Below are 17,710 nucleotides of genomic sequence, written 5' to 3' on the forward strand. Positions count from 1 at the left end.
TCTATGATGATGGGGGGATTTATATGACGGTTTTTACTCGCTTTTTTTTACGGCGAAAGTTTTAAGCCACGTGCTCACTGCACCATGATGGGCTTTCCTTCAGAAAGCACGACAAAGTATTCCCCTTTGATGAACACACCGAGCACCTTGTGGCTGGTGATGTCTTCCCATGCACTGCCTTCTTCCGTGTGGGAGAAAGCGCTAATGAACATGAGTTTTACGTACTGTTCATACGTCAACACTTCACGTCGCACAAACCCACCAAACGGATAGTAAACAAGGCTCCCGTCTTTCAGGAAAGCCGGGAGCAATGGATGTTTGAGGTGCAAATTCTTATCAGAAAGCACCACTGATTTGTAATTGTGCTGGTATCTAATCGCTGGCATATACGTTACTACTGTTTATATATACAGTATATATTAATCCAATTTGAAAATTCGGCAAGGGTGCATTTTAGCCATTGCTAAAACAATTACCCTATGACTCATCGCCATGCCCCTAGGTCACGCGATATCTTCGCTTTATTGTTTAACAACATAACGTTATACAGAATATTGATATATAAATTCGAGAAAGAGACTGTGAAATTGGGCACGAGCCGTGCTCTGCTGGCGACTATTTGTTGTTGAGGATCATGATGATGTCGTCCAGCATGTCTTGTTCGCCTTTCTCGCCCATCGGGTAATTGATATCAACATCTAACTCTTTGGCAAGCTTTCTGTAGAATTTAGGAAGGTGGGAAGCGATGTAATCTGAAGATTCTATCTGCTTGTTGTGGATGAAGTTCTGAATGAGTCTCTCGTAGCCTTGAGCAACGTCTGTGCCCTCTTCGCTGGCTGCAAAGAATTCTTGCTTGTTGTCTTCCAAGAAGCGGATGTAGCGGTTTTCGCTTAAATACTTATCAAGTAACGACTGACGAATACACGCAAGCACAATTTTCACTGCCCTTTTGGGCTTGGTGTTTTGACTATCTCGCAGTGATTCGAGGATCTTCTCTTCGATATAAGGTCTGTACTTGTCGTTTTTGAAGAAATCCTCTTCCACACGACCAAAGAACTTTTCGTATTTCTTCTTTCGAAGCCAGTTCGACAAAATCCATTTCATAGTTTTTAAGTATGTGGCCAATGAACCGGGTCAGGCTAACATCGATTTAATTCTGATCCTCGAATGGACTAAAAAAATTGTGTTATGGGTTATAAAAATTGACTCAATTTGCAGAGTTTGTTCAATGCGAAGCCTTTTTTTCGCTGCATTTCCTGCCGTTTTCATGACTTTTTAGCGAATGTCATATTATATTTGATGCATATTTTTGCGACGTGAATCGAGTTAATACGTGGTCTTTTACGTTTTAATAAACGTAATAACGTTTCTGTCACAACTCTTTAATATTCATAAGGAAGCTGAAAGATGGCCGCATTCACATTGGGAAGAAAAACCATCATAAACGAAGGCGCTATGGAGTATGACTGGGTTCGCCAGTTAGTGAGCGAAGGGACGGAAAAAGACAATGCGATCTGTTCTATTCAAAAATGTTTCGGTGGTGATGAAGAAACGGCACTGATTTTCTATAAAATTGCGGTCGGAGATTGTTCGCCTGGTGTGTTACTCACTCACCTTAGCATTACAGATTGGCAAGATTGCGACGTTTACCAACAACCAAGACGATACGATAACGTGCAGTAACAGGGGGTCATGTCTGTGGCGTCGAAGATGGCATTCTGACTGACGAAGAAAAATGAAGAAGAAGAGAAAACGGAGAAGCGAAAGCGCAAAATGACTGCGTTTCTTCTCCTCCGTACAGTGTTTGTTGGAATGAATTACTGTTTGAATACATCCATTACAAGCGGAACCACTTTAATCCAAACTAGCGCACCAATTGCAGCCCAAACAGCTAGCCAAAAAAGACGGCCAAGCCAAGTATTGCGAGAATGATAGCGCGCTGGATCAGGTTCTCCGCAACCAGGACATGCAAGCGCACGTTTAGAAACTTGTTTTTCACAGGTTGGGCAAGCGACTAATGCCATCAATAAATTCCTTTCACGATTAGGTTTGTAATTTCCACGTATGGTATTACTTACTTGCGAAGTGCTCTAGCCTAATTGCGTATTTTTCTGCCCCAAGTGAGATACTCGCGTTAATTTCATACCGTTTTCATACTCTTGTCTGAATCTGAAGTAAGAAAAAGGAGCCGTTGGGCTCCTTTCTCAATCTTTACAGTATGTTATTTCATATCATCACGCGGTGTTTGGGACGATCTGCACTTCTACGCGACGGTTCTTAGAGCGATTTGCCGCGGAATCATTCGACACCAATGGCTGCGTTTCACCGTATCCCGTCACATACAAACGATCTGCATTCACGGCCTGCATTTTCAGATAGCGTTTCACGCTTTCCGCGCGCTTTTCTGACAGTGTCATGTTGTAAGCCGCATCGCCTGTACTGTCTGTGTGCCCTTCAATGCTCAAGAACGTTTTGTCGTATTTGTTCATGACTTTCGCAACGGCATCCAACGACTCGTCAAAGCTTGGTGAAATATTACTTTGGTTGCTCGAAAACGTAATGTTTGAAGGCATGACAAGGCGAATGTTGTCTCCTTCACGCACCACTTCAATGCCTGAACCTGCAAGTTCTTCTCGGAATGCGGCTTCTTGTTGGTCCATGTACTGACCCACAGCAGCGCCAGCCAATGCACCAATGGCTGCGCCGATGAAAATACGTTTGTCTTTGTGGTTGCCCGTCGCTTTACCCAAGATGGCACCTGTCGCGGCACCAATTGCAGCACCGCTGCCTGTGTTTGTCGCACATCCACCTAAAATAATTGACGCTGCCACCAATGTGATGACTGGGATCGATTTACGCATAGTGAGAGATCTCCACTGTTATTGTGCATGCCCTATCCTGAGCATGTTTGCGCATTGCTTGTTTCGACGGATATTACGAGCTCGAAAAGCTTGAAATGTCAGGCGAAAGTCAATGTGCCATAATTTATTGTACAGCGTTTTATTCAATCACATGGTTGCGATAAGAGACAATCTCTTTTTCACGTTTTGTTGTTTTTTATTGATAAATCCACCAGCAGGCACTTGAAATGCCATGCTAACAGCGGCATAAGTATCGCTAATTAGACAAGATGGGCAGCGGTTATCAGTATGCTTATCTCTCCTTTCCCTATTCAGGTTTAGACATGAAACGCCTTAACGTCCCTTTTATCTTCGCGGCGGTGCTTTTTTCTTCGCATTCTCTCGCCGACACCTTTACTGCCACGCAAGAATGTCCTTATGCGCAGCGCATTAAGCAATTATCAACCAAAGGCTTACCTACGTTAGATGTCGGTACAACGTATCAAACGCTGACTTACAACAACGCTGCCAAAGACTTTGTGCGTATTCGTATCGATGGCAGCGGCGACAAATGGACGAAAACGGATTGTGGCACTGTGAAGGAGAACGGCACGGTTAAAACCACTAATCCAACAAAATCGAAGAAGTATTCGCGAAGCGATAACAAGCATGTGGCAGGACAATTTGATTACTACAAGTTAGCGTTGAGCTATTCACCAGAGTTTTGTCTTGTAAAAGGCAAAGGCCAGCCACAGTGTTCCCGTGAATGGATAGTTCATGGCTTGTGGCCACAATACAACAAAGGCTACCCAGGCAACTGCGACGTGCCAGCAAACATGGTGGACAAGATTAACAAGAAGGAAATCTTCGCGTTTATGCCATCAGATTACCTGATTAGCCATGAATGGAAGAAACACGGCACCTGCTCTGGCCTTTCTCGCTCGGAGTATTATGACTTCACCGGCCAATTATGGGATTCCCTCTCTTTGCCCGATCTGTCGTCAGGGAAGTTTTCTCAAGACGAGATCCGACAAGCGGTTATCGACAAGAACCCTCGCCTGAAAGCAAACATGATCGAATTGGCCTGTGATGAAGGTTCTGGCCCAAAAAACACGCTCGATGAAATCCGTATCTGTTTCTCTAAAGAAGGCATCGCTGAAGCCTGTGCAGAAATGGAACGCTCATGTGGCAAAAACGTAAAAGTGAGAGAGCTTTAAGCGTCGGTTTCTCCGAAACCAAGACAGAAAAACAAGAAATGCCCTCCGTGATTGGAGGGCGTTTTTCTTTTAATTACCCATCACTCTTTGTGTGACTGCGTAGCCTCCACAGCGAATACTCCCCTACACCTGATAGGCTTATCTTTACATTATCTATTTATTATCAATTAGATAGGTAAGCGGCGAACAATTTAAACCGGTTATTATGCATTGAGATATAAACTACAAAGTCTAAGTTATAGTGCGTTAAGGTATGTAATATTCACTACATGAAATGGCATAGGAATACAGAGAACGTAAAAGAAGAATAGGATGGTGGTGTGTGGCAAGAGGTAAAACAAAAAGAGCAGAAAAACTCTGCCCTCATTCATGTCTACATCATCATATGCCGACCACGTTGGCGCACTTTCTGTGAGCTTCTATTCATGGAAGATGCTGTAAGTGGTGTTAATCACCAAAGTCATGCACGTCGAGATGGAAGATATCGACAGGATCTACCCATTGAACATTGGCACATGCCGTACAAGTACACTCTGTTGAATCTGAATGTGTGCCTGCAGGCGGGGTTGCCTTCGCACGAACGGCAGGATCGTGGTGGCCTTGCTCACGCACTTCGTGACCAGTTTCAGTTTTACAGCTATCGCAATACCACATATGTACACTCATCGTTATCTCCTTGGTATAAATTGACCTCTAACGCGCTGAGTGTAATTTCATATCACTTTCGATTTGTGATGCATTTATGAGACGGAAGCGAAATTGTTATGATTTTGTAATTATGCCGTGTGTTCTGAGCATAAGTTTCCCTTATGCCCCCTCTTCTTTCTGACCTTTGACGACATACAGCTAAGATGTTTATTACTTTTAATCAATGAGTTGCGTAGCAGTGAGTGTGAAAGCATGTTTAAACAAAACAACCTATTAGAAAACCTTCCAAACGCCCGAAATGCCGAAGTTTTTGATGAAATAGTTAAACACCCGTTTGTCCGAATTGAGAGAATAGTGTCGCGGGGACAAACAACCCCTGATACAGATTGGTATGACCAAGATGAGCACGAGTGGGTGATGGTATTGGAAGGACACGCGGAGTTGGCCTTCGAGGATGGTTCACGCCTAACAATGCGCAAAGGCGATCAGGTAACGCTACCTGCCCATACAAAACACCGTGTTAGCTGGACAGATCCAGACCAAGAAACCGTTTGGTTAGCGGTGTTTTATCGCGATAAAGAATGAATGGTGTCAGCAAAGAGATATCAGTGAGTCAGTAACACTGTTTGATAGACGCGTTTAGTGCAGTTTTTTCGTGCAGGTGCCATTCACCTGAACAGGTGGACAGCACACACTGCCATAGGAACAAAAGACACAGCACCCGCCTTCCGTAACCAACAATACCTCATGGCAGTTTTCGCATTCGTAGTGCTGCTGCGACTCCCCGATGGGCATGAGTTCTTTTTTCGTATGTCCGCAATTGGGACACGTTACGTCCGACTTCAAAATGACTTTCATTGGCTCTCACTGCATCTAGAAAAGTAAATTACTGGTTACTCATTAGGGTCTGTTAATGGTGGAACAGACTTCACGCACTTTCCAATTTGGATTTAAGAACCTCGGCTTTACATCACGACCTGACAATTTACCCTTACGTTTTGCTGAGTTTTTATTCCTTGTTCTCACTTATGTACATGGAACAAATTGCGTATCTATCATGCCAACCTTATTTAGGACGGGACAACCAATACAAAAAAGCCTCGCGTTTGCGAGGCTTTCAATCAGTGGTTAGTACGAGGTGTTAGCCCGCTTGAAGGTTGCCGTACAAGGTTTGGTAAACGCCATCAGCATTCACCAGGTCTTGGTGGCTACCACATTGCGCCACTTTGCCATCTTCCAGCACGTAAATCAGGTCAGCTTGTTTTACCGCAGACAAACGGTGCGCCACGATCAATGTGGTGCGCCCTTGCAGGAAGTTATTTAGCGCTTCATGCAGTGCCGCTTCTGTTGCTGTGTCCAGTGCTGATGTCGCTTCATCCAGAATCACCAGTTTAGGATTCGTGAGGATCATGCGAGCAATGGCAAGACGCTGACGTTGGCCACCTGAAAGCTTCAAGCCTTGACGGCCCAGCTGCGATTCCAATCCGTTTTCAAGCTTCTCTACCACTTCGCCCAATTGTGCAATTTCAAGCGATTGCCATAATTGCTCATCGGTAAAGTCGGTTCGGCCTAGCGTCAGGTTTGCACGAAGCGTGTCGTTAAAAATAACCGGTTGCTGCAACACCACGGCAGTATGCTGACGAAGGGTCTCATAACCCAGGGTATCAACGGATTCACCATCAATCAGAATGTCGCCATCAGATTTACGGTAAAGGCCGAGTAGAAGCTGGATAAGCGTCGATTTACCGCCACCAGACGCCCCCACCAAGGCAACGCGCTTCCCTGCTGGCAATGACAGTGACAAACCATTAAGTACGGTTCTCTCGTCGTCATAAGCGAACGTGACATCATTTACTTCAACGCCAAAGGTATCGCACTTCGCAAGAGGGTCTTCGCTTTTAGTTTCGATAATTTGCTCTTCTTCTAGCGCAAGCAGGCCATTCAAGCGTTTCATGGCAGCAGATGCACTGAACCACGCATACTGAATGCCAAGCAGCTCTTGGATCGGGCTCAGCATGAACCACAAGTAACCAAACACAGCAAAGATCTGACCGATACTTAAATCACTGAACAACACCATCAACATGGCAGCACCACGAAACAGCTCAAAGCCAATGAGGAACATGAGGAAGGAAATGCGCCCTGCTGCTTCTGATTGCCACGCGTATTTGTCTGCATCATGACGGATAGCATCAGCATCTTGCTTCAATACATCGAGGTAGGCTTTCTCGCGGTTTGCTGCACGCAGTTGATAAATACCATCAAGGGTTTCCACCAAACGCTGTTGGAAGCGCTCAAAGGATTGGTTCTCTGCTTTCTTGAGGTGTTTAACACGCTGACCCATTTTACGGGAAAGGAAAATCACCAAAGGGTTCACCAACAAGATGAACAAACCGAGCATCCAATCCAGCCACAATAGAATGATCGCGGTGCCAAAGACGGTCAGCACACCCACCACAAATCGGCTAAGACTGTTACCAATAAAGTTGTCGAGGGTTTCAATGTCTGTCACAAGATGCGAGCTCACACCGCCGCTACCGCGCTGCTCGAACTCTTTCATGCTCACACGCCCGAGCTTGTCGAGAAGCTGCTGACGGATGAAACAGGTGATGTTTTTGGATACCAGCGTGAACTGTCGGCTCTGCCAAATGTTTAATGCCTGGCTCGCCACACGCATGACGATCACCATCATTAGCACCAACACAATGTAACTGGCTGGCTGTTGGAGAGATTCTGGCAAAAGATGGTTAAAGAATTCGATGCCTTTGTCTGGTTGATTCAATAGCACTTCATCAACCATCAGCGGCATAAGCAAAGGAATTGGCACACTGATTAAGGTGGCGAATACGGCAATGATGTTTGCGATAATCAGGCGTTTCTTTTGCTTTTTCGCCTGTTGAATAAGCCATCCTGTTGATAGCTCGGTTAGAACACCTTTACTCACTGAGTCTCCAATTTTTCTTATCGTTATAGAGGGGCATTGTCGCTGTTGAATGAAGCCTACTCAGACAGTGTAACGCACCTTGTTGCGGGATTAATAAATACGGCAGGCTTTCTGCCACTTGAAACACGTTTAGCTGAAACCAAAAACACCCCGGCTGAACCGGGGTGTTTATCACTAACACGTTACAGAGGTTTTCTGTTTATCGCGTTAGAAGACGTATTCGGCTTCTATACCCCAATTACGTCCTGGCTGCGTGCGACGATCAAGTCCTTGGTCTATTGCTTCCGAGCCAATCAGGTTGGTGTATTCCCAATACTTCTTGTCGAAGGCATTAAACAGGCCTGCACGAAGCGTTAAGTCTGTCATTGGGCGGTAGAACGCGGTTACGTCTGTGACAGCGTAACCAGGTGCGGTGACGTTATCGTTGCCGTTTGCGTTACTCCAATCATCGTCTGACTTACCGGCGACCGCTTTCACCGCCACTTTACCGCCGTAAGTGCCTTCTACGTCGGCATAACCCAATGCGAAGTAAGCAGAAAGTGGAGACACGGTATCTAACGCTTCGCCGTTTTCTTTGTCTTTACCTTGGGTGTAGGCCACGCTGAAATCTGAGTATAAGCCTGTCGGCGCATCCATCAGTACATCCAACGCCAGTTGTGCTTTGAACTCAGCACCGTAGATTTCCGCTTTGCTGATGTTCTGCTTAGACCACAACTCTTTACCTTCACCATTGTCGTCAGCCAACTTAGTGCCTTCGATAAAGTTTTTGTAATCGTTGTAGTACACGGCAAAATCAAAGCGGCCATAGTCTTGTGTAATACGCAGGCCTGTTTCGTAGCCAACACTCTCTTCGGGCTTCAAATCTGGGTTTGCTTCATAAACAGCGCCATAAGCCGCATCTGTTTCATAGAAGTAGTACAAGTCTTGCAGCGTTGGGGCTTTAAAGCCTTGGCTGATGTTGGCATAAGAGCTAACACGCTGATTCCAATGGTATACTGCACCTAATTTCGCCGTTACAGCGTCACTTTCTGACTTAGCATAATCCGATGTCCCTTTCGGTTCTGCAGAAAAATTATCGTAACGAAGGCCAGCATTAAGCACCAAACGCTCTTCTAAGAAGAAAGCCTGATCTTGAATGAAGATGCCCCACTTCACTGACTCAGCATTGGGTACATCACCGTCTTTGTTTTCAAACGTGCCCGCTTTGTGTCCTTCTAAGTACATGTCACGGTAATCAAGGTTGAACTCATTAGTAATGTAGTTAAACCCGTAGCTGATTTCGTGGTAGCTCGTGTCTAGCTCAAACGCTTTATCGAACTGTGCATCAAGCTGAACGCTCTTGTCTTCACCGTTACGCATGCGATTACGGTAGCCGTGCGCTGGTGTTTCATCATATGTGTTGTGCAGGCTTTCGCTTTCTAGCCCTGTTAGGTGCCATTTCAAGCGATCAAACGCAATCAGGTTAGCTTGCCAATCGTGTTCGAAGGTCAAGCGCTTGCGTCTGTCTTCATCGCTTGCACTGTTGCGGGTATACACGAAGCCCGGCATGATTTCATAGCCTTCATTCGACAGAATTAAGCCATCAGCTTCGCGATTAAAAATTTCACCTGTCATGCCGATACGGTGATCGTCATTCAGTTGGTAGAACGCCTTCGCAAGCAAGTTGTCAGAATTGATGTCGAATGGGTCAGCTTGCCCGCGATCGCGGTTTTCAATGTCTGCGCCACTTCCGTGCGTCGCTGTTTCATGTCCATCACGGTGCGTGAAAATCAGTAAGGTTTCCAAGTCGCCAGTGCGGTTAGCTATCGTTGCTGTTGCTTTGTAGCTTTCATCAACGCTGTAGTAGCCCGTTTTCACTGCGGCGTAGGTATCGTCGCCTTCGTCAGCCAGAAGATCTTCAGGATTTTTGGTGCGAATAATCACGGCACCCGCTAAAGCGTCACTTCCGTAAAGGCTTGATGATGGGCCTTTGTTGATTTCGATGCGCTGAAGCGTGTCGGTTTCTACGTTGTTGTTATATTTGCGCATGACATCTGCGCCAGGGTCGAAAGAGGTAGGCTGTTCGACGCCATCAACCATGGTTTTTACGTAATTCTCGCTCAAGCCACGAATGTTGAAGCCTGAGTTACCAAAGCGACCTGTACCTGGCATAGAAACGCCCGGCTCATTGGCAATGGCTTGTTCTAGATCTTGCGCTAAGTCTTCTTCGATGTTTTTACTATCAACAACATCGACTGAAGCCGCAACATCACTGATGTTTTGTTCACTACGGGTTGCTGAAACAACCACTTCATCAAACGTGTACACTTCCTGTGCGGCAGCACTTCCCGCACAGAAAAGACTGACGAGAAGTGCCAGTTTGTTTTTCTTAATTGTCATAACCTTCACTCTTTCTTTAGGCAATAAAAGGCCGCTCACGCTGAATTCAGCACGAAAAAATTATTATTTTTATAATGAAAGGCTCTGAAGGACCCAGAGCCTTAGTTGAAAGCGTTACATGCCTTCTTTCATTTTCTGAACGTGACCTTCATTGAGGTGCACGATAGAAAGCAGGTCTTCGCCTGTTACGTCGAAAGCTTGACCGAAGCCCTTCACGTAACGGCCAATCACTGGGTTTAAGCGGTATAGACGGAAGTCACCTAGCTGGCTAAGGTTGTCGATCATCTCGCCAAGGCGTGTTTGCATCACGTCGATGCCCTGCTGCCAAAGCGCAGATTCACGCTCGATAAGCTCTGCATTGGTGTCGAACGACAAACGGCGGCGAGCAAAAATAGAACGCGCTTCGTTTTCGTCTTCGATCATCATGATCGATACGGCTTTGCTGTGTTTCAGGTTTTGACCATGGGTAGCAAGGTCACTCACAAGGATGTAGTAACCCTGTTCTGAAAACGCGAACGGTGCATAGCTGGTATGCGGTTTGCCATCTTTATCAACAGTACCCAATTGCAACGTCTTACGCGCATCGCGGAATTCTTGGATTTCTGGACCTAGACGGTTTTGTAGACGTTCTGCCTTATCAATCATTTTGCCAACTCCTGTTTCATGGCATTAAACAGTTCAATTTGTTCTGGGAATAGCTGACGTTTTTTGTCACGACCCAGGTAAATCTTGAATACACAATGACCTGTGCTGTCGAAGAAACCAATGTAATGGCTTTCAGTGCCACGGAATGGTTTGCTGACGAATACGATGTCAGACACAAGCTCAAGACGAAGATGGCCGTGTAATTGGCCTTCACGGCCCATCAGGTTGTAGTAACCGTGAGCCAGTTTGCCTTTCGGGAATGCCGCTTTAAATTCAAAGACTGAACCACCAGAATGCACGATGGTGGTCACTTTGCCCCACGTAGGCATGACTTCAAGAATGCTTTGTGCCAATGCGCCATCTGCGCGCGCGATCATTTCTTCTGGCAGTGCCAGCGTGATTTCGCCTTCCGTCAATTTCAGACTGTCTACCATGTTCGAAACAGGGGTATGAATATCTTGCTCAAGGTATTCAGCAACGCGCTGTTTGGTTTCAGAGGTGACGATAATCGCTTGTTGCATTGTGTTACTACTCCTATGCAGCGACGTGAGCCGCTTTACTTTCTAATTCTTTTTGGTCTTCTGACGTTGTTTTCTTTGCGTCGCTAGGCATCGAGGACGCGCCCGGCATGCCCATTTTTGGCATCGCCATACCGCCCATGATCTTAGGTGCCATCGCGCCTGAGGCTTTTGGTGCACTGCCTTGAATCACTTCAATCAGGTTTTGTGCAAGCGTGACAGCCCAGAATTGCCCTGCCAGTGTTAGCTTCACGTAGCCACGATGTGCGAACTCGGCATCACTTCTTTCAAGGTAGACCAAGCCATTTTGTTCCCATGCTTCAAACAGTGGGATCAGCGCGTTAAAGGTGCCTTTGCCTGCAACCTTATCAAGCTTGTGCTCCGCTACTACGCCTGCATCGAAGGCAGATTTTACTTCAGCCGCCACCGCTTTATTGGCGGGTGCCATGGTCATCATAGTGACAGGGTAACGATTTTCGTTAATCGCCGCGATGTAGGTATCCATGTCACGGGTTTGCATCATCTGGCACCCATTAACATTGCCACCCGCGCCCGCGCCTAACGGCATGATTTCAGCGGTGGTTTTAGCCAATGAGTTATAGATACTGCGTTCGCGGTTGTCTGATGCCCAATGGTTCACGCTCAAACGTTTTTGATGGTGTTTCGCCATGAAATTCACGCCCATTTCAAACATGGTCGCTTTCATTTGGGTATCAGCAGGATGCGGCAGCTTGCCTTGCTCGACCATTTTGGCCATTGGCAAACCTTGCATCTCAATCAATTGATATAAATCGACGCCGTGTGCGCCGGTCTCTAGGTAATCTTCAAGATCTTGCTGCCACACGTCTAATGTTTGGTAAGGCAATCCGTAGAGAAGATCGAGAACAATCGGTGCGGCATTGTAAGACACCAATTGTTGGATTTTTTCGATGACGACTTCACGATCATCAAGGCGTTTCGCACTGCGGCGTACTTGGGTGTTGAAGCTTTGAACACCGAATGAGAAACGGTTTACACCCGCTTCCAGTGCCGCTTCAAACTTATCCGTGCCAAAGCGGTTAATGCGCCCTTCTAGGGTGATCTCGCAATCTGGCGTCAATGGGAAGAGTCGACGAATGTCCGAAACAATGGTGTGAATCTGTGCCGCTGAAATGTCAGTCGGTGTACCACCGCCGATATAAACCGCTTGGAATGGTGCGCCTTGCGTCCACGCTTGGGCAGCTTTCCATTCGATCTCTTTACGAAGCGCATCCACATAGCTGTCGATCAGGTTTTTGCTCGACGCATATTGGAAGAAATTGCAGTAAGTGCAGCGCACGCGACAAAAAGGAATGTGGATATACAGGCAGCGTGGTGCGAAGCGATTCGCAGGTACCAGTGAATGTGCAGCTTCAAGAGACGACTGAATATCGTCCCCTTTTACAGCGTGCATCATGCCACCAGCATGCGGGCTTTTTTTACGTTGGAAGGCAAAACGGAGTGGGTCTGGTGTGCGTTGGCCAACCAGTTCAACGTTGCTTAAATCAAACATCATCGCCGAAAACGACCTTATACAGATAACAGCGCCACACTTCGGGCTGTCTTCAATTCGGTTCTATCTTATGCATATCAAATTATAATGCAACTGATAATTGATATCATTTGTATTTCGTGCATAATGCACATAGTTTCAGTCGTTTTCACGAAGCAGGAGAAAAGTGTGAACGCTCGACGGTACGTTGTTTGTGGTGTCGTTTCAGTTGCACTACACAGTTTGGCGCTATCCGCCCAAACGCCACCACCACCCCAATTTTCGATGAATGATGCCGACACTGGCACGCGTGTTGCGATACAACTTATTGCCGCACCTCAGCCAGAGCCTGAACCCTCTCCCGAAAAACCAGAACCGAAAGTCATTGAAAAGCCACCTGTTAAGCAGCCTGTGGTGAAAGAGCCCGTTGTCCAGAAAAAACCAGCGCTCCAGAAACCCGTTGTTGATAAACCCGCTGTTGACAAGCCTATTGTTAATAAACCAATAGTCAAAAAACCGGTGGTAGAGAAAAAAACGCTTGAGAAAAAGACCCCTGAGCCAAAACCTAAGCCTGTCGAAAAGAAGCCTGTTGAGAAAAAACCTCTCAAAGAAAAACCGAAAGAGGAAAAGCAGGTAGAGAAGAAACCCAACGTCGACACGGCTGATGCTCACGTTAACCAAGCAAAGAACAGTGCCCCTGTATTGGTACAGCGCCCTACGTTCAAGGTTCGTCCTAGCCAACCCAAATACCCCCGTATTGCGAAACGCAAAGGGATGGAAGGCAACGTGTTGATTGAAGTCTGGCTTGATGAAGACGGTAACCAAACCAAACAGAATATTTTGCAAAGTTCTGGCTTCAATGAATTAGACGACGCCGCGTTGAAGGCGGTGAAGAAGTGGCACTTTAACGGTTACAAAAATGACGGTGTGGCCTTAGCACACCGAGTAAGAATTCCTGTTCGTTTTAATCTGGATTAATCATGTTGGATCTACAATTTTTCTCCTCCATTCACGCACAACTTGGCATCATGACTTGGCCGCTGACACTGTTGTCAGCACTGATGCTTATGCTCATTTTCGAACGTTCAATCTTTGCCGCGCTGAATACGAAAACGCGCAGTAAAAGCCTTCAGCAAGAGATCTATACCCTTTCTCTGACTGACGACGCGCAGTTAGAACAATACGTTAAGGCGCACCATCAAGATAAAGCGACCTTGTCTCAAGGCCTTTGTATGTTGATCAGCCACCGTCAATTCACCAAATCATTGCGTGAAGAAGCAGTGAGCATTTGGCTGCAGAAGAAGCGCCGCCAATTTACCTCTGGCCTGAAGCTTTTGAATGTTATTGGCGTGCTTAGCCCGCTAATCGGTTTGCTGGGTACCGTGATTGGCCTAATCGAAATGTTTAAAGGCTTGTCGGTCACGCAAGGCGCGATTTCTCCGTCGGAACTTGCTGACGGTTTGGGTTTGGCCATGTCGACCACGGCTGCTGGCCTATTGATTGCGCTTCCTGCTATTGCGGCGTCTCAGCTGTTTAGCCTGTGGGCAGATCGCACCTTGGCGAAAATCGAATATGTGCTGAACCATTTCAACTTACACCTTGCAGGCGTGTCTGTGGATGAGAAAGGCATTTGCTGCACCAAGGTGTGCCCATCGAACTGTGAGAATCAGCAAGACGCTGCCTCTAACGGCGTGAAAATGTCGGAAGCGAACGCATGATTCGTTCTCAACCTCAACAAGAAGCCAGTTCCTTTACACCGGATTTGACGCCGCTGTTGGACATCATTTTCATCGTGATGGTGTTCCTGCTGCTAACAGCGAACATTCAAATCAAAACCATGGAAGTGGCGATCCCGCAAACCTCGGATTCTGCGGTGCTTGAATCACCCAATCAGGATGTGATTGCGATTACCGTTCTCAACGGATCGCCGTCTTGGGCATTACAAGGTGATGCGATTCCTGAATGGGATCTGTTTGCCCATGCCCTGCTTGAGCTGATCAAAGCCAATCCAAATAAGCCGGTTGTGATTGCAGCCGACAAACAAGCGAGCGTCGAAAGCATGTTGAAGGTTCTCGCCTTTATGCAGAACAACAACATCAACGCCACCAATATCGTTATGGAAGAACAATGAAAAAATCTCACAAAACGTCAATGAAAGCGGCCTCTCTTCTTCTTGCCGCCGTGCTTTCTCCTTTTTCAATGGCAAACGATAACAGCGCGTCTAGCGTGAAAGATGTGCGTATCGTCAGTGCGGGTTCAACAGTGACCGAATTGCTGTTCGCGCTGGGTGCAGATAAAAACGTGGTTGCTGTCGACTTAACCAGCCGCCATTACTTAGATGGCCGTGACATTCCTGTGATGGGATATCACCGTCAACTTGCCCCTGAAAGTCTATTGGCATTGAGCCCGTCACACTTGATCGGCTCTGCTGAAATGGGCCCAGATTCGACCTTGTCCCTGCTTCAAGCGGCAGATGTGAAAGTAGAAGCGTTACCAACGGGCAACACGCTGCAAGATTTCAATACCCGTGTTGATGCCCTCTCTTCTTTAACGCACACACAAGAGAAAGGCGAAGAGATTAAAACCGATGTCGCAACGCACATTCTGCAACTGAAGAAGAATGCGCCAGCGAAGAAACCAAGCGTGATGTTCATGATGTTGTCTGACGGTCGTCCTCTGACCGTTGCGGGTGATGAAACCACCGTCAATACCGTGATTGAACTTGCAGGTGGTGTTAACCCTGCTGCTGCGTCAACCACCAGCTATAAGCAGCTTTCCAGTGAAGCGATTGTGCAGATGCAGCCAGAATTCATTTTGATTTCTCAGCGTACGCTCGATCAAGTGGGCGGCATTGACGGCGTGTTGAAGCAACAGCCTTTGCTTGCTGCAACGCCTGCTGCGCAGAACAATCGAATCATTGCAATCAATGGCTATTCGATCTTGGGGGGCTTTGGTTTGGCGAGCCTTGAACTGGCTACGTCACTGAATGGCCGCATCGTCGCTGCTGAGTAATTTGGATATCCCATGAACGATATGATGATCCGTCGCTTACCAGCAAAAATGCTGATGATGATGGCGACGATCTTGCTGTATATCGCCGTTGTTAGCTCCATCACTTTGGGGCCAATGAACATTGGTTTCAGCGACAGTTTAAAAGCGCTTCTGCCTATTGAAGCCGATCTTCCTGCTTACGCGACCGTGATCATTCAACAAGTGCGTTTGCCTCGCACCCTGTTGGCGATTGCGATTGGTGGCATTCTTGCCATGTGTGGCACCGTGATGCAGGGCTTGTTCCGCAACCCGCTGGCAGATCCTGGCATTATTGGTGTGTCCGCAGGTGCCTCGTTGGGGGCAGCCATTGCCATTGTGTTGTTTGGCGGTGTGATTGGCCATACCGCGTTTCTTGTATTGGGCACAGTGCCGGTATTCGCCTTTCTTGGTGGTGCGCTGGCGACCTATGCCATCTATTACTTGGGCACTAGCAGCAACGGGACGTCGGTAACCATTATGTTGTTGGCTGGCGTTGCGCTTGGCGCAATTGCTGGCGCAGGCATGGGCTTGCTGAATTACTTCGCCGATGACCAAGCACTGCGTGATTTGTCACTGTGGACCATGGGTTCACTGGCTGGCGCAACCTGGGATGCGATCATTCTGGCCTACGCCTCACTCGCGATTCTTGCGTTTTTATACCAACGCCACGCTAAGCACTTAAATGCGCTGCTTTTGGGTGAAGCAGAAGCGCGTCATCTGGGCATTAATGTGCAAACGTTAAAACGGACGCTGATTTTGCTGACGGCAGCCGGCGTGGGTGTCACCGTCGCGCTATCAGGCATGATTGGCTTTATCGGTCTTGTTGTTCCGCACATCGGACGTATGCTAACGGGCCCTGACCACCGCACCCTACTTCCTGTTTCTATGCTGCTTGGTGGTTTGGTATTGCTGATTTCTGACATGATTGCTCGTACGATCGTTGCGCCGCTTGAAATCCCTGTCGGTATCATCACCGCCGCGATCGGTGCACCTTTCTTCCTAGGCTTGCTCCTGAAACAACGAGGACGTTTGGCATAATGAGTATCGAGATAAAGAACGCGTCGTTAACCCTTGGGAACAAGGTGCTACTGAATGATTTCAGCACCACCATCAATGGTGGCGAACTCACGATTATCCTTGGCCCAAATGGCACAGGAAAAAGCTCCCTACTGAAACTCTTTAGTCAGGAGTGGCCATGTAACGGTGAGTTGTCTTTTTATGGCAAGTCAGTCAACGCGTGGAAACCAGCAGATTTGGCGGAGTCGGTGGGCGTTCTGCCTCAGTATAGTTCCCTGACCTTTGCATTCACGGTAAGAGAAGTGGTTGAACTCGGTGGCCTTGCATTGCGCGCCTCGCAAAAGACCGTCTCTGCGATTGCAGAAGACAAGATGCAGGTAACGGATGTTCTGCATCTTGCGGAGCGTCTCTACCCAAGCCTATCGGGTGGCGAAAAGCAACGAGTGCATTTAGCGCGTGTTCTGACTCAGCTTTCACAATCCCCAAGAGAAACGGTATTGATGTTGGATGAACCCACATCAGCACTGGATATCGGGCATCAACACAAGACATTGCGATTGGCAAAGCAGTTAGCCTCAGAGGGATCGACGGTGATCGCCGTGATCCACGATCTTAATCTCGCAGCACAATACGCTGACCGTATTATTATGCTGAATAATGGACATATCGTGGCGGATGGCTCCCCAAGCCAAGTGCTCACACCGAGCAATATCGAGAACGTATATGGCTGGGCGGTACAAGTTATCCCTCACCCGCAAGCGTCTTATCCGGTGGTACTAGCATAACGTCCGATCGTATTGAAATTGCGTCCGGTGGTATTGGCATGATGTCTAATCGTATTAGCATGATGCCCAATCGAATGAGTATTGTGTAAATGCCATACGTACTGCCTTTCTAGCAAAGCCCTCATGATGAGGGCTTTGTTGTTTAACACCTCGGGAGAACAGGTATCCTTCACCGTC

Annotated in this window: 20 protein-coding genes; 9 read left to right on the forward strand and 11 right to left on the reverse strand. The window is 47.3% G+C overall.

The window, feature by feature from the left end; genetic code table 11:
• Window positions 1–74: 74 nt before the first annotated feature.
• Together BCT27_RS23750 and BCT27_RS23755 are read right to left on the reverse strand one after the other, a co-directional pair.
• Complete coding sequence (locus BCT27_RS23750) at window positions 75–386, reverse strand: hypothetical protein (protein ID WP_102317854.1); 312 nt, start codon at window positions 384–386, stop codon at window positions 75–77.
• A 229-nt stretch (window positions 387–615) separates the two neighbouring features.
• Window positions 616–1,092 (reverse strand): hypothetical protein, encoded by a 477-nt coding sequence (locus tag BCT27_RS23755; RefSeq protein ID WP_102317853.1) that lies wholly within the window; start codon window positions 1,090–1,092, stop codon window positions 616–618.
• A 315-nt stretch (window positions 1,093–1,407) separates the two neighbouring features.
• On the opposite strand from BCT27_RS23755, the gene BCT27_RS23760 reads away from it, so the two are divergent.
• Window positions 1,408–1,683, forward strand: coding sequence for a hypothetical protein (locus BCT27_RS23760; protein ID WP_102317852.1), 276 nt, complete (start codon window positions 1,408–1,410; stop codon window positions 1,681–1,683).
• 134 nt (window positions 1,684–1,817) lie between these two features.
• Here BCT27_RS23760 and BCT27_RS23765 read toward each other — a convergent pair whose 3' ends face one another.
• Together BCT27_RS23765 and BCT27_RS23770 are read right to left on the reverse strand one after the other, a co-directional pair.
• Window positions 1,818–2,024 carry a hypothetical protein gene (locus BCT27_RS23765; protein ID WP_017008937.1) on the reverse strand — a complete coding sequence of 69 codons (207 nt, stop codon included), beginning with the start codon at window positions 2,022–2,024 and terminating at the stop codon, window positions 1,818–1,820.
• Between the two features lie 210 nt (window positions 2,025–2,234).
• Window positions 2,235–2,861: a YiaD family glycine zipper/OmpA-like lipoprotein gene (locus BCT27_RS23770; RefSeq protein ID WP_102317851.1), complete on the reverse strand. Its 627-nt coding sequence runs from the start codon at window positions 2,859–2,861 to the stop codon at window positions 2,235–2,237.
• A gap of 323 nt (window positions 2,862–3,184) precedes the next feature.
• Here BCT27_RS23770 and BCT27_RS23775 point away from each other — a divergent pair, with 323 nt between their 5' ends.
• Window positions 3,185–4,057, forward strand: a complete 873-nt coding sequence (locus BCT27_RS23775; protein ID WP_102396982.1) for a ribonuclease T2 family protein — start codon at window positions 3,185–3,187, stop codon at window positions 4,055–4,057.
• A gap of 447 nt (window positions 4,058–4,504) precedes the next feature.
• Here the strand turns inward: BCT27_RS23775 and BCT27_RS23780 are convergent, their stop codons facing one another.
• Entirely contained in the window at window positions 4,505–4,723 is a 219-nt protein-coding gene (locus BCT27_RS23780) for a hypothetical protein (RefSeq protein ID WP_102396983.1), read from the reverse strand.
• 234 nt (window positions 4,724–4,957) lie between these two features.
• On the opposite strand from BCT27_RS23780, the gene BCT27_RS23785 reads away from it, so the two are divergent.
• Window positions 4,958–5,290, forward strand: coding sequence for a cupin domain-containing protein (locus BCT27_RS23785; RefSeq protein WP_017008941.1), 333 nt, complete (start codon window positions 4,958–4,960; stop codon window positions 5,288–5,290).
• 54 nt (window positions 5,291–5,344) lie between these two features.
• Here BCT27_RS23785 and BCT27_RS26010 read toward each other — a convergent pair whose 3' ends face one another.
• The 6 genes from BCT27_RS26010 to hutW form a co-directional block, all read right to left on the reverse strand.
• Window positions 5,345–5,563, reverse strand: a complete 219-nt coding sequence (locus BCT27_RS26010; protein ID WP_102396984.1) for a GDCCVxC domain-containing (seleno)protein — start codon at window positions 5,561–5,563, stop codon at window positions 5,345–5,347.
• Between the two features lie 283 nt (window positions 5,564–5,846).
• Window positions 5,847–7,649, reverse strand: coding sequence for an ABC transporter ATP-binding protein (locus BCT27_RS23795; protein WP_102396985.1), 1,803 nt, complete (start codon window positions 7,647–7,649; stop codon window positions 5,847–5,849).
• Between the two features lie 207 nt (window positions 7,650–7,856).
• Entirely contained in the window at window positions 7,857–10,028 is a 2,172-nt protein-coding gene (locus BCT27_RS23800) for a TonB-dependent hemoglobin/transferrin/lactoferrin family receptor (RefSeq protein WP_102396986.1), read from the reverse strand.
• Between the two features lie 114 nt (window positions 10,029–10,142).
• Window positions 10,143–10,673 (reverse strand): heme utilization protein HutZ, encoded by a 531-nt coding sequence (hutZ, locus tag BCT27_RS23805; RefSeq protein WP_017008944.1) that lies wholly within the window; start codon window positions 10,671–10,673, stop codon window positions 10,143–10,145.
• A complete protein-coding gene (gene hutX / locus BCT27_RS23810; RefSeq protein WP_017008945.1) occupies window positions 10,670–11,194 on the reverse strand; it encodes a heme utilization cystosolic carrier protein HutX in 525 nt (174 codons plus the stop codon). The genes hutZ and hutX overlap by 4 nt, the downstream gene beginning before the upstream one ends.
• A 13-nt stretch (window positions 11,195–11,207) precedes the next feature.
• Window positions 11,208–12,725, reverse strand: a complete 1,518-nt coding sequence (gene hutW / locus BCT27_RS23815) for a heme anaerobic degradation radical SAM methyltransferase ChuW/HutW (RefSeq protein ID WP_102389974.1) — start codon at window positions 12,723–12,725, stop codon at window positions 11,208–11,210.
• A 165-nt stretch (window positions 12,726–12,890) separates the two neighbouring features.
• Between hutW and BCT27_RS23820 the strand changes: the two genes are divergently transcribed.
• The 6 genes from BCT27_RS23820 to BCT27_RS23845 are packed head-to-tail and all read left to right on the forward strand — an operon-like array spanning window position 12,891 to window position 17,533.
• On the forward strand, window positions 12,891–13,679 hold the full coding sequence (locus BCT27_RS23820) for an energy transducer TonB (protein WP_102396987.1): 789 nt from the start codon (window positions 12,891–12,893) through the stop codon (window positions 13,677–13,679).
• 2 nt (window positions 13,680–13,681) lie between these two features.
• On the forward strand, window positions 13,682–14,419 hold the full coding sequence (locus tag BCT27_RS23825; RefSeq protein ID WP_102317844.1) for a MotA/TolQ/ExbB proton channel family protein: 738 nt from the start codon (window positions 13,682–13,684) through the stop codon (window positions 14,417–14,419).
• Complete coding sequence (locus BCT27_RS23830) at window positions 14,416–14,832, forward strand: ExbD/TolR family protein (protein WP_102317843.1); 417 nt, start codon at window positions 14,416–14,418, stop codon at window positions 14,830–14,832. Before BCT27_RS23825 ends, BCT27_RS23830 begins: the two co-directional genes overlap by 4 nt.
• The gene (locus BCT27_RS23835) at window positions 14,829–15,713 is read left to right on the forward strand and encodes a heme/hemin ABC transporter substrate-binding protein (RefSeq protein ID WP_102317842.1); all 885 of its coding nucleotides are present in this window, start codon (window positions 14,829–14,831) and stop codon (window positions 15,711–15,713) included. The genes BCT27_RS23830 and BCT27_RS23835 overlap by 4 nt, the downstream gene beginning before the upstream one ends.
• Window positions 15,714–15,725: 12 nt before the next feature.
• On the forward strand, window positions 15,726–16,769 hold the full coding sequence (locus BCT27_RS23840; RefSeq protein ID WP_102396988.1) for a FecCD family ABC transporter permease: 1,044 nt from the start codon (window positions 15,726–15,728) through the stop codon (window positions 16,767–16,769).
• Window positions 16,769–17,533 carry a heme ABC transporter ATP-binding protein gene (locus BCT27_RS23845; RefSeq protein WP_102396989.1) on the forward strand — a complete coding sequence of 255 codons (765 nt, stop codon included), beginning with the start codon at window positions 16,769–16,771 and terminating at the stop codon, window positions 17,531–17,533. Before BCT27_RS23840 ends, BCT27_RS23845 begins: the two co-directional genes overlap by 1 nt.
• Window positions 17,534–17,710 lie beyond the last annotated feature (177 nt).

Origin of the sequence: Enterovibrio norvegicus (assembly GCF_002876705.1) — a bacterium.
In the GTDB taxonomy this organism is placed as follows: Bacteria; Pseudomonadota; Gammaproteobacteria; order Enterobacterales; family Vibrionaceae; genus Enterovibrio; species Enterovibrio norvegicus_B.

Excerpts from the sequence above, each read along its gene's own strand:
- BCT27_RS23750 (WP_102317854.1), bottom strand. The coding sequence starts at position 386 with ATGCCAGCGATTAGATACCAGCACAATTACAAATCAGTGGTGCTTTCT.
- BCT27_RS23760 (WP_102317852.1), top strand. The coding sequence starts at position 1,408 with ATGGCCGCATTCACATTGGGAAGAAAAACCATCATAAACGAAGGCGCT.
- BCT27_RS23765 (WP_017008937.1), bottom strand. The coding sequence starts at position 2,024 with ATGGCATTAGTCGCTTGCCCAACCTGTGAAAAACAAGTTTCTAAACGT.
- BCT27_RS23770 (WP_102317851.1), bottom strand. The coding sequence starts at position 2,861 with ATGCGTAAATCGATCCCAGTCATCACATTGGTGGCAGCGTCAATTATT.
- BCT27_RS23775 (WP_102396982.1), top strand. The coding sequence starts at position 3,185 with ATGAAACGCCTTAACGTCCCTTTTATCTTCGCGGCGGTGCTTTTTTCT.
- BCT27_RS23780 (WP_102396983.1), bottom strand. The coding sequence starts at position 4,723 with ATGAGTGTACATATGTGGTATTGCGATAGCTGTAAAACTGAAACTGGT.
- BCT27_RS23785 (WP_017008941.1), top strand. The coding sequence starts at position 4,958 with ATGTTTAAACAAAACAACCTATTAGAAAACCTTCCAAACGCCCGAAAT.
- BCT27_RS26010 (WP_102396984.1), bottom strand. The coding sequence starts at position 5,563 with ATGAAAGTCATTTTGAAGTCGGACGTAACGTGTCCCAATTGCGGACAT.
- BCT27_RS23800 (WP_102396986.1), bottom strand. The coding sequence starts at position 10,028 with ATGACAATTAAGAAAAACAAACTGGCACTTCTCGTCAGTCTTTTCTGT.
- hutZ (WP_017008944.1), bottom strand. The coding sequence starts at position 10,673 with ATGATTGATAAGGCAGAACGTCTACAAAACCGTCTAGGTCCAGAAATC.
- hutX (WP_017008945.1), bottom strand. The coding sequence starts at position 11,194 with ATGCAACAAGCGATTATCGTCACCTCTGAAACCAAACAGCGCGTTGCT.
- hutW (WP_102389974.1), bottom strand. The coding sequence starts at position 12,725 with ATGATGTTTGATTTAAGCAACGTTGAACTGGTTGGCCAACGCACACCA.
- BCT27_RS23825 (WP_102317844.1), top strand. The coding sequence starts at position 13,682 with ATGTTGGATCTACAATTTTTCTCCTCCATTCACGCACAACTTGGCATC.
- BCT27_RS23830 (WP_102317843.1), top strand. The coding sequence starts at position 14,416 with ATGATTCGTTCTCAACCTCAACAAGAAGCCAGTTCCTTTACACCGGAT.
- BCT27_RS23835 (WP_102317842.1), top strand. The coding sequence starts at position 14,829 with ATGAAAAAATCTCACAAAACGTCAATGAAAGCGGCCTCTCTTCTTCTT.
- BCT27_RS23840 (WP_102396988.1), top strand. The coding sequence starts at position 15,726 with ATGAACGATATGATGATCCGTCGCTTACCAGCAAAAATGCTGATGATG.
- BCT27_RS23845 (WP_102396989.1), top strand. The coding sequence starts at position 16,769 with ATGAGTATCGAGATAAAGAACGCGTCGTTAACCCTTGGGAACAAGGTG.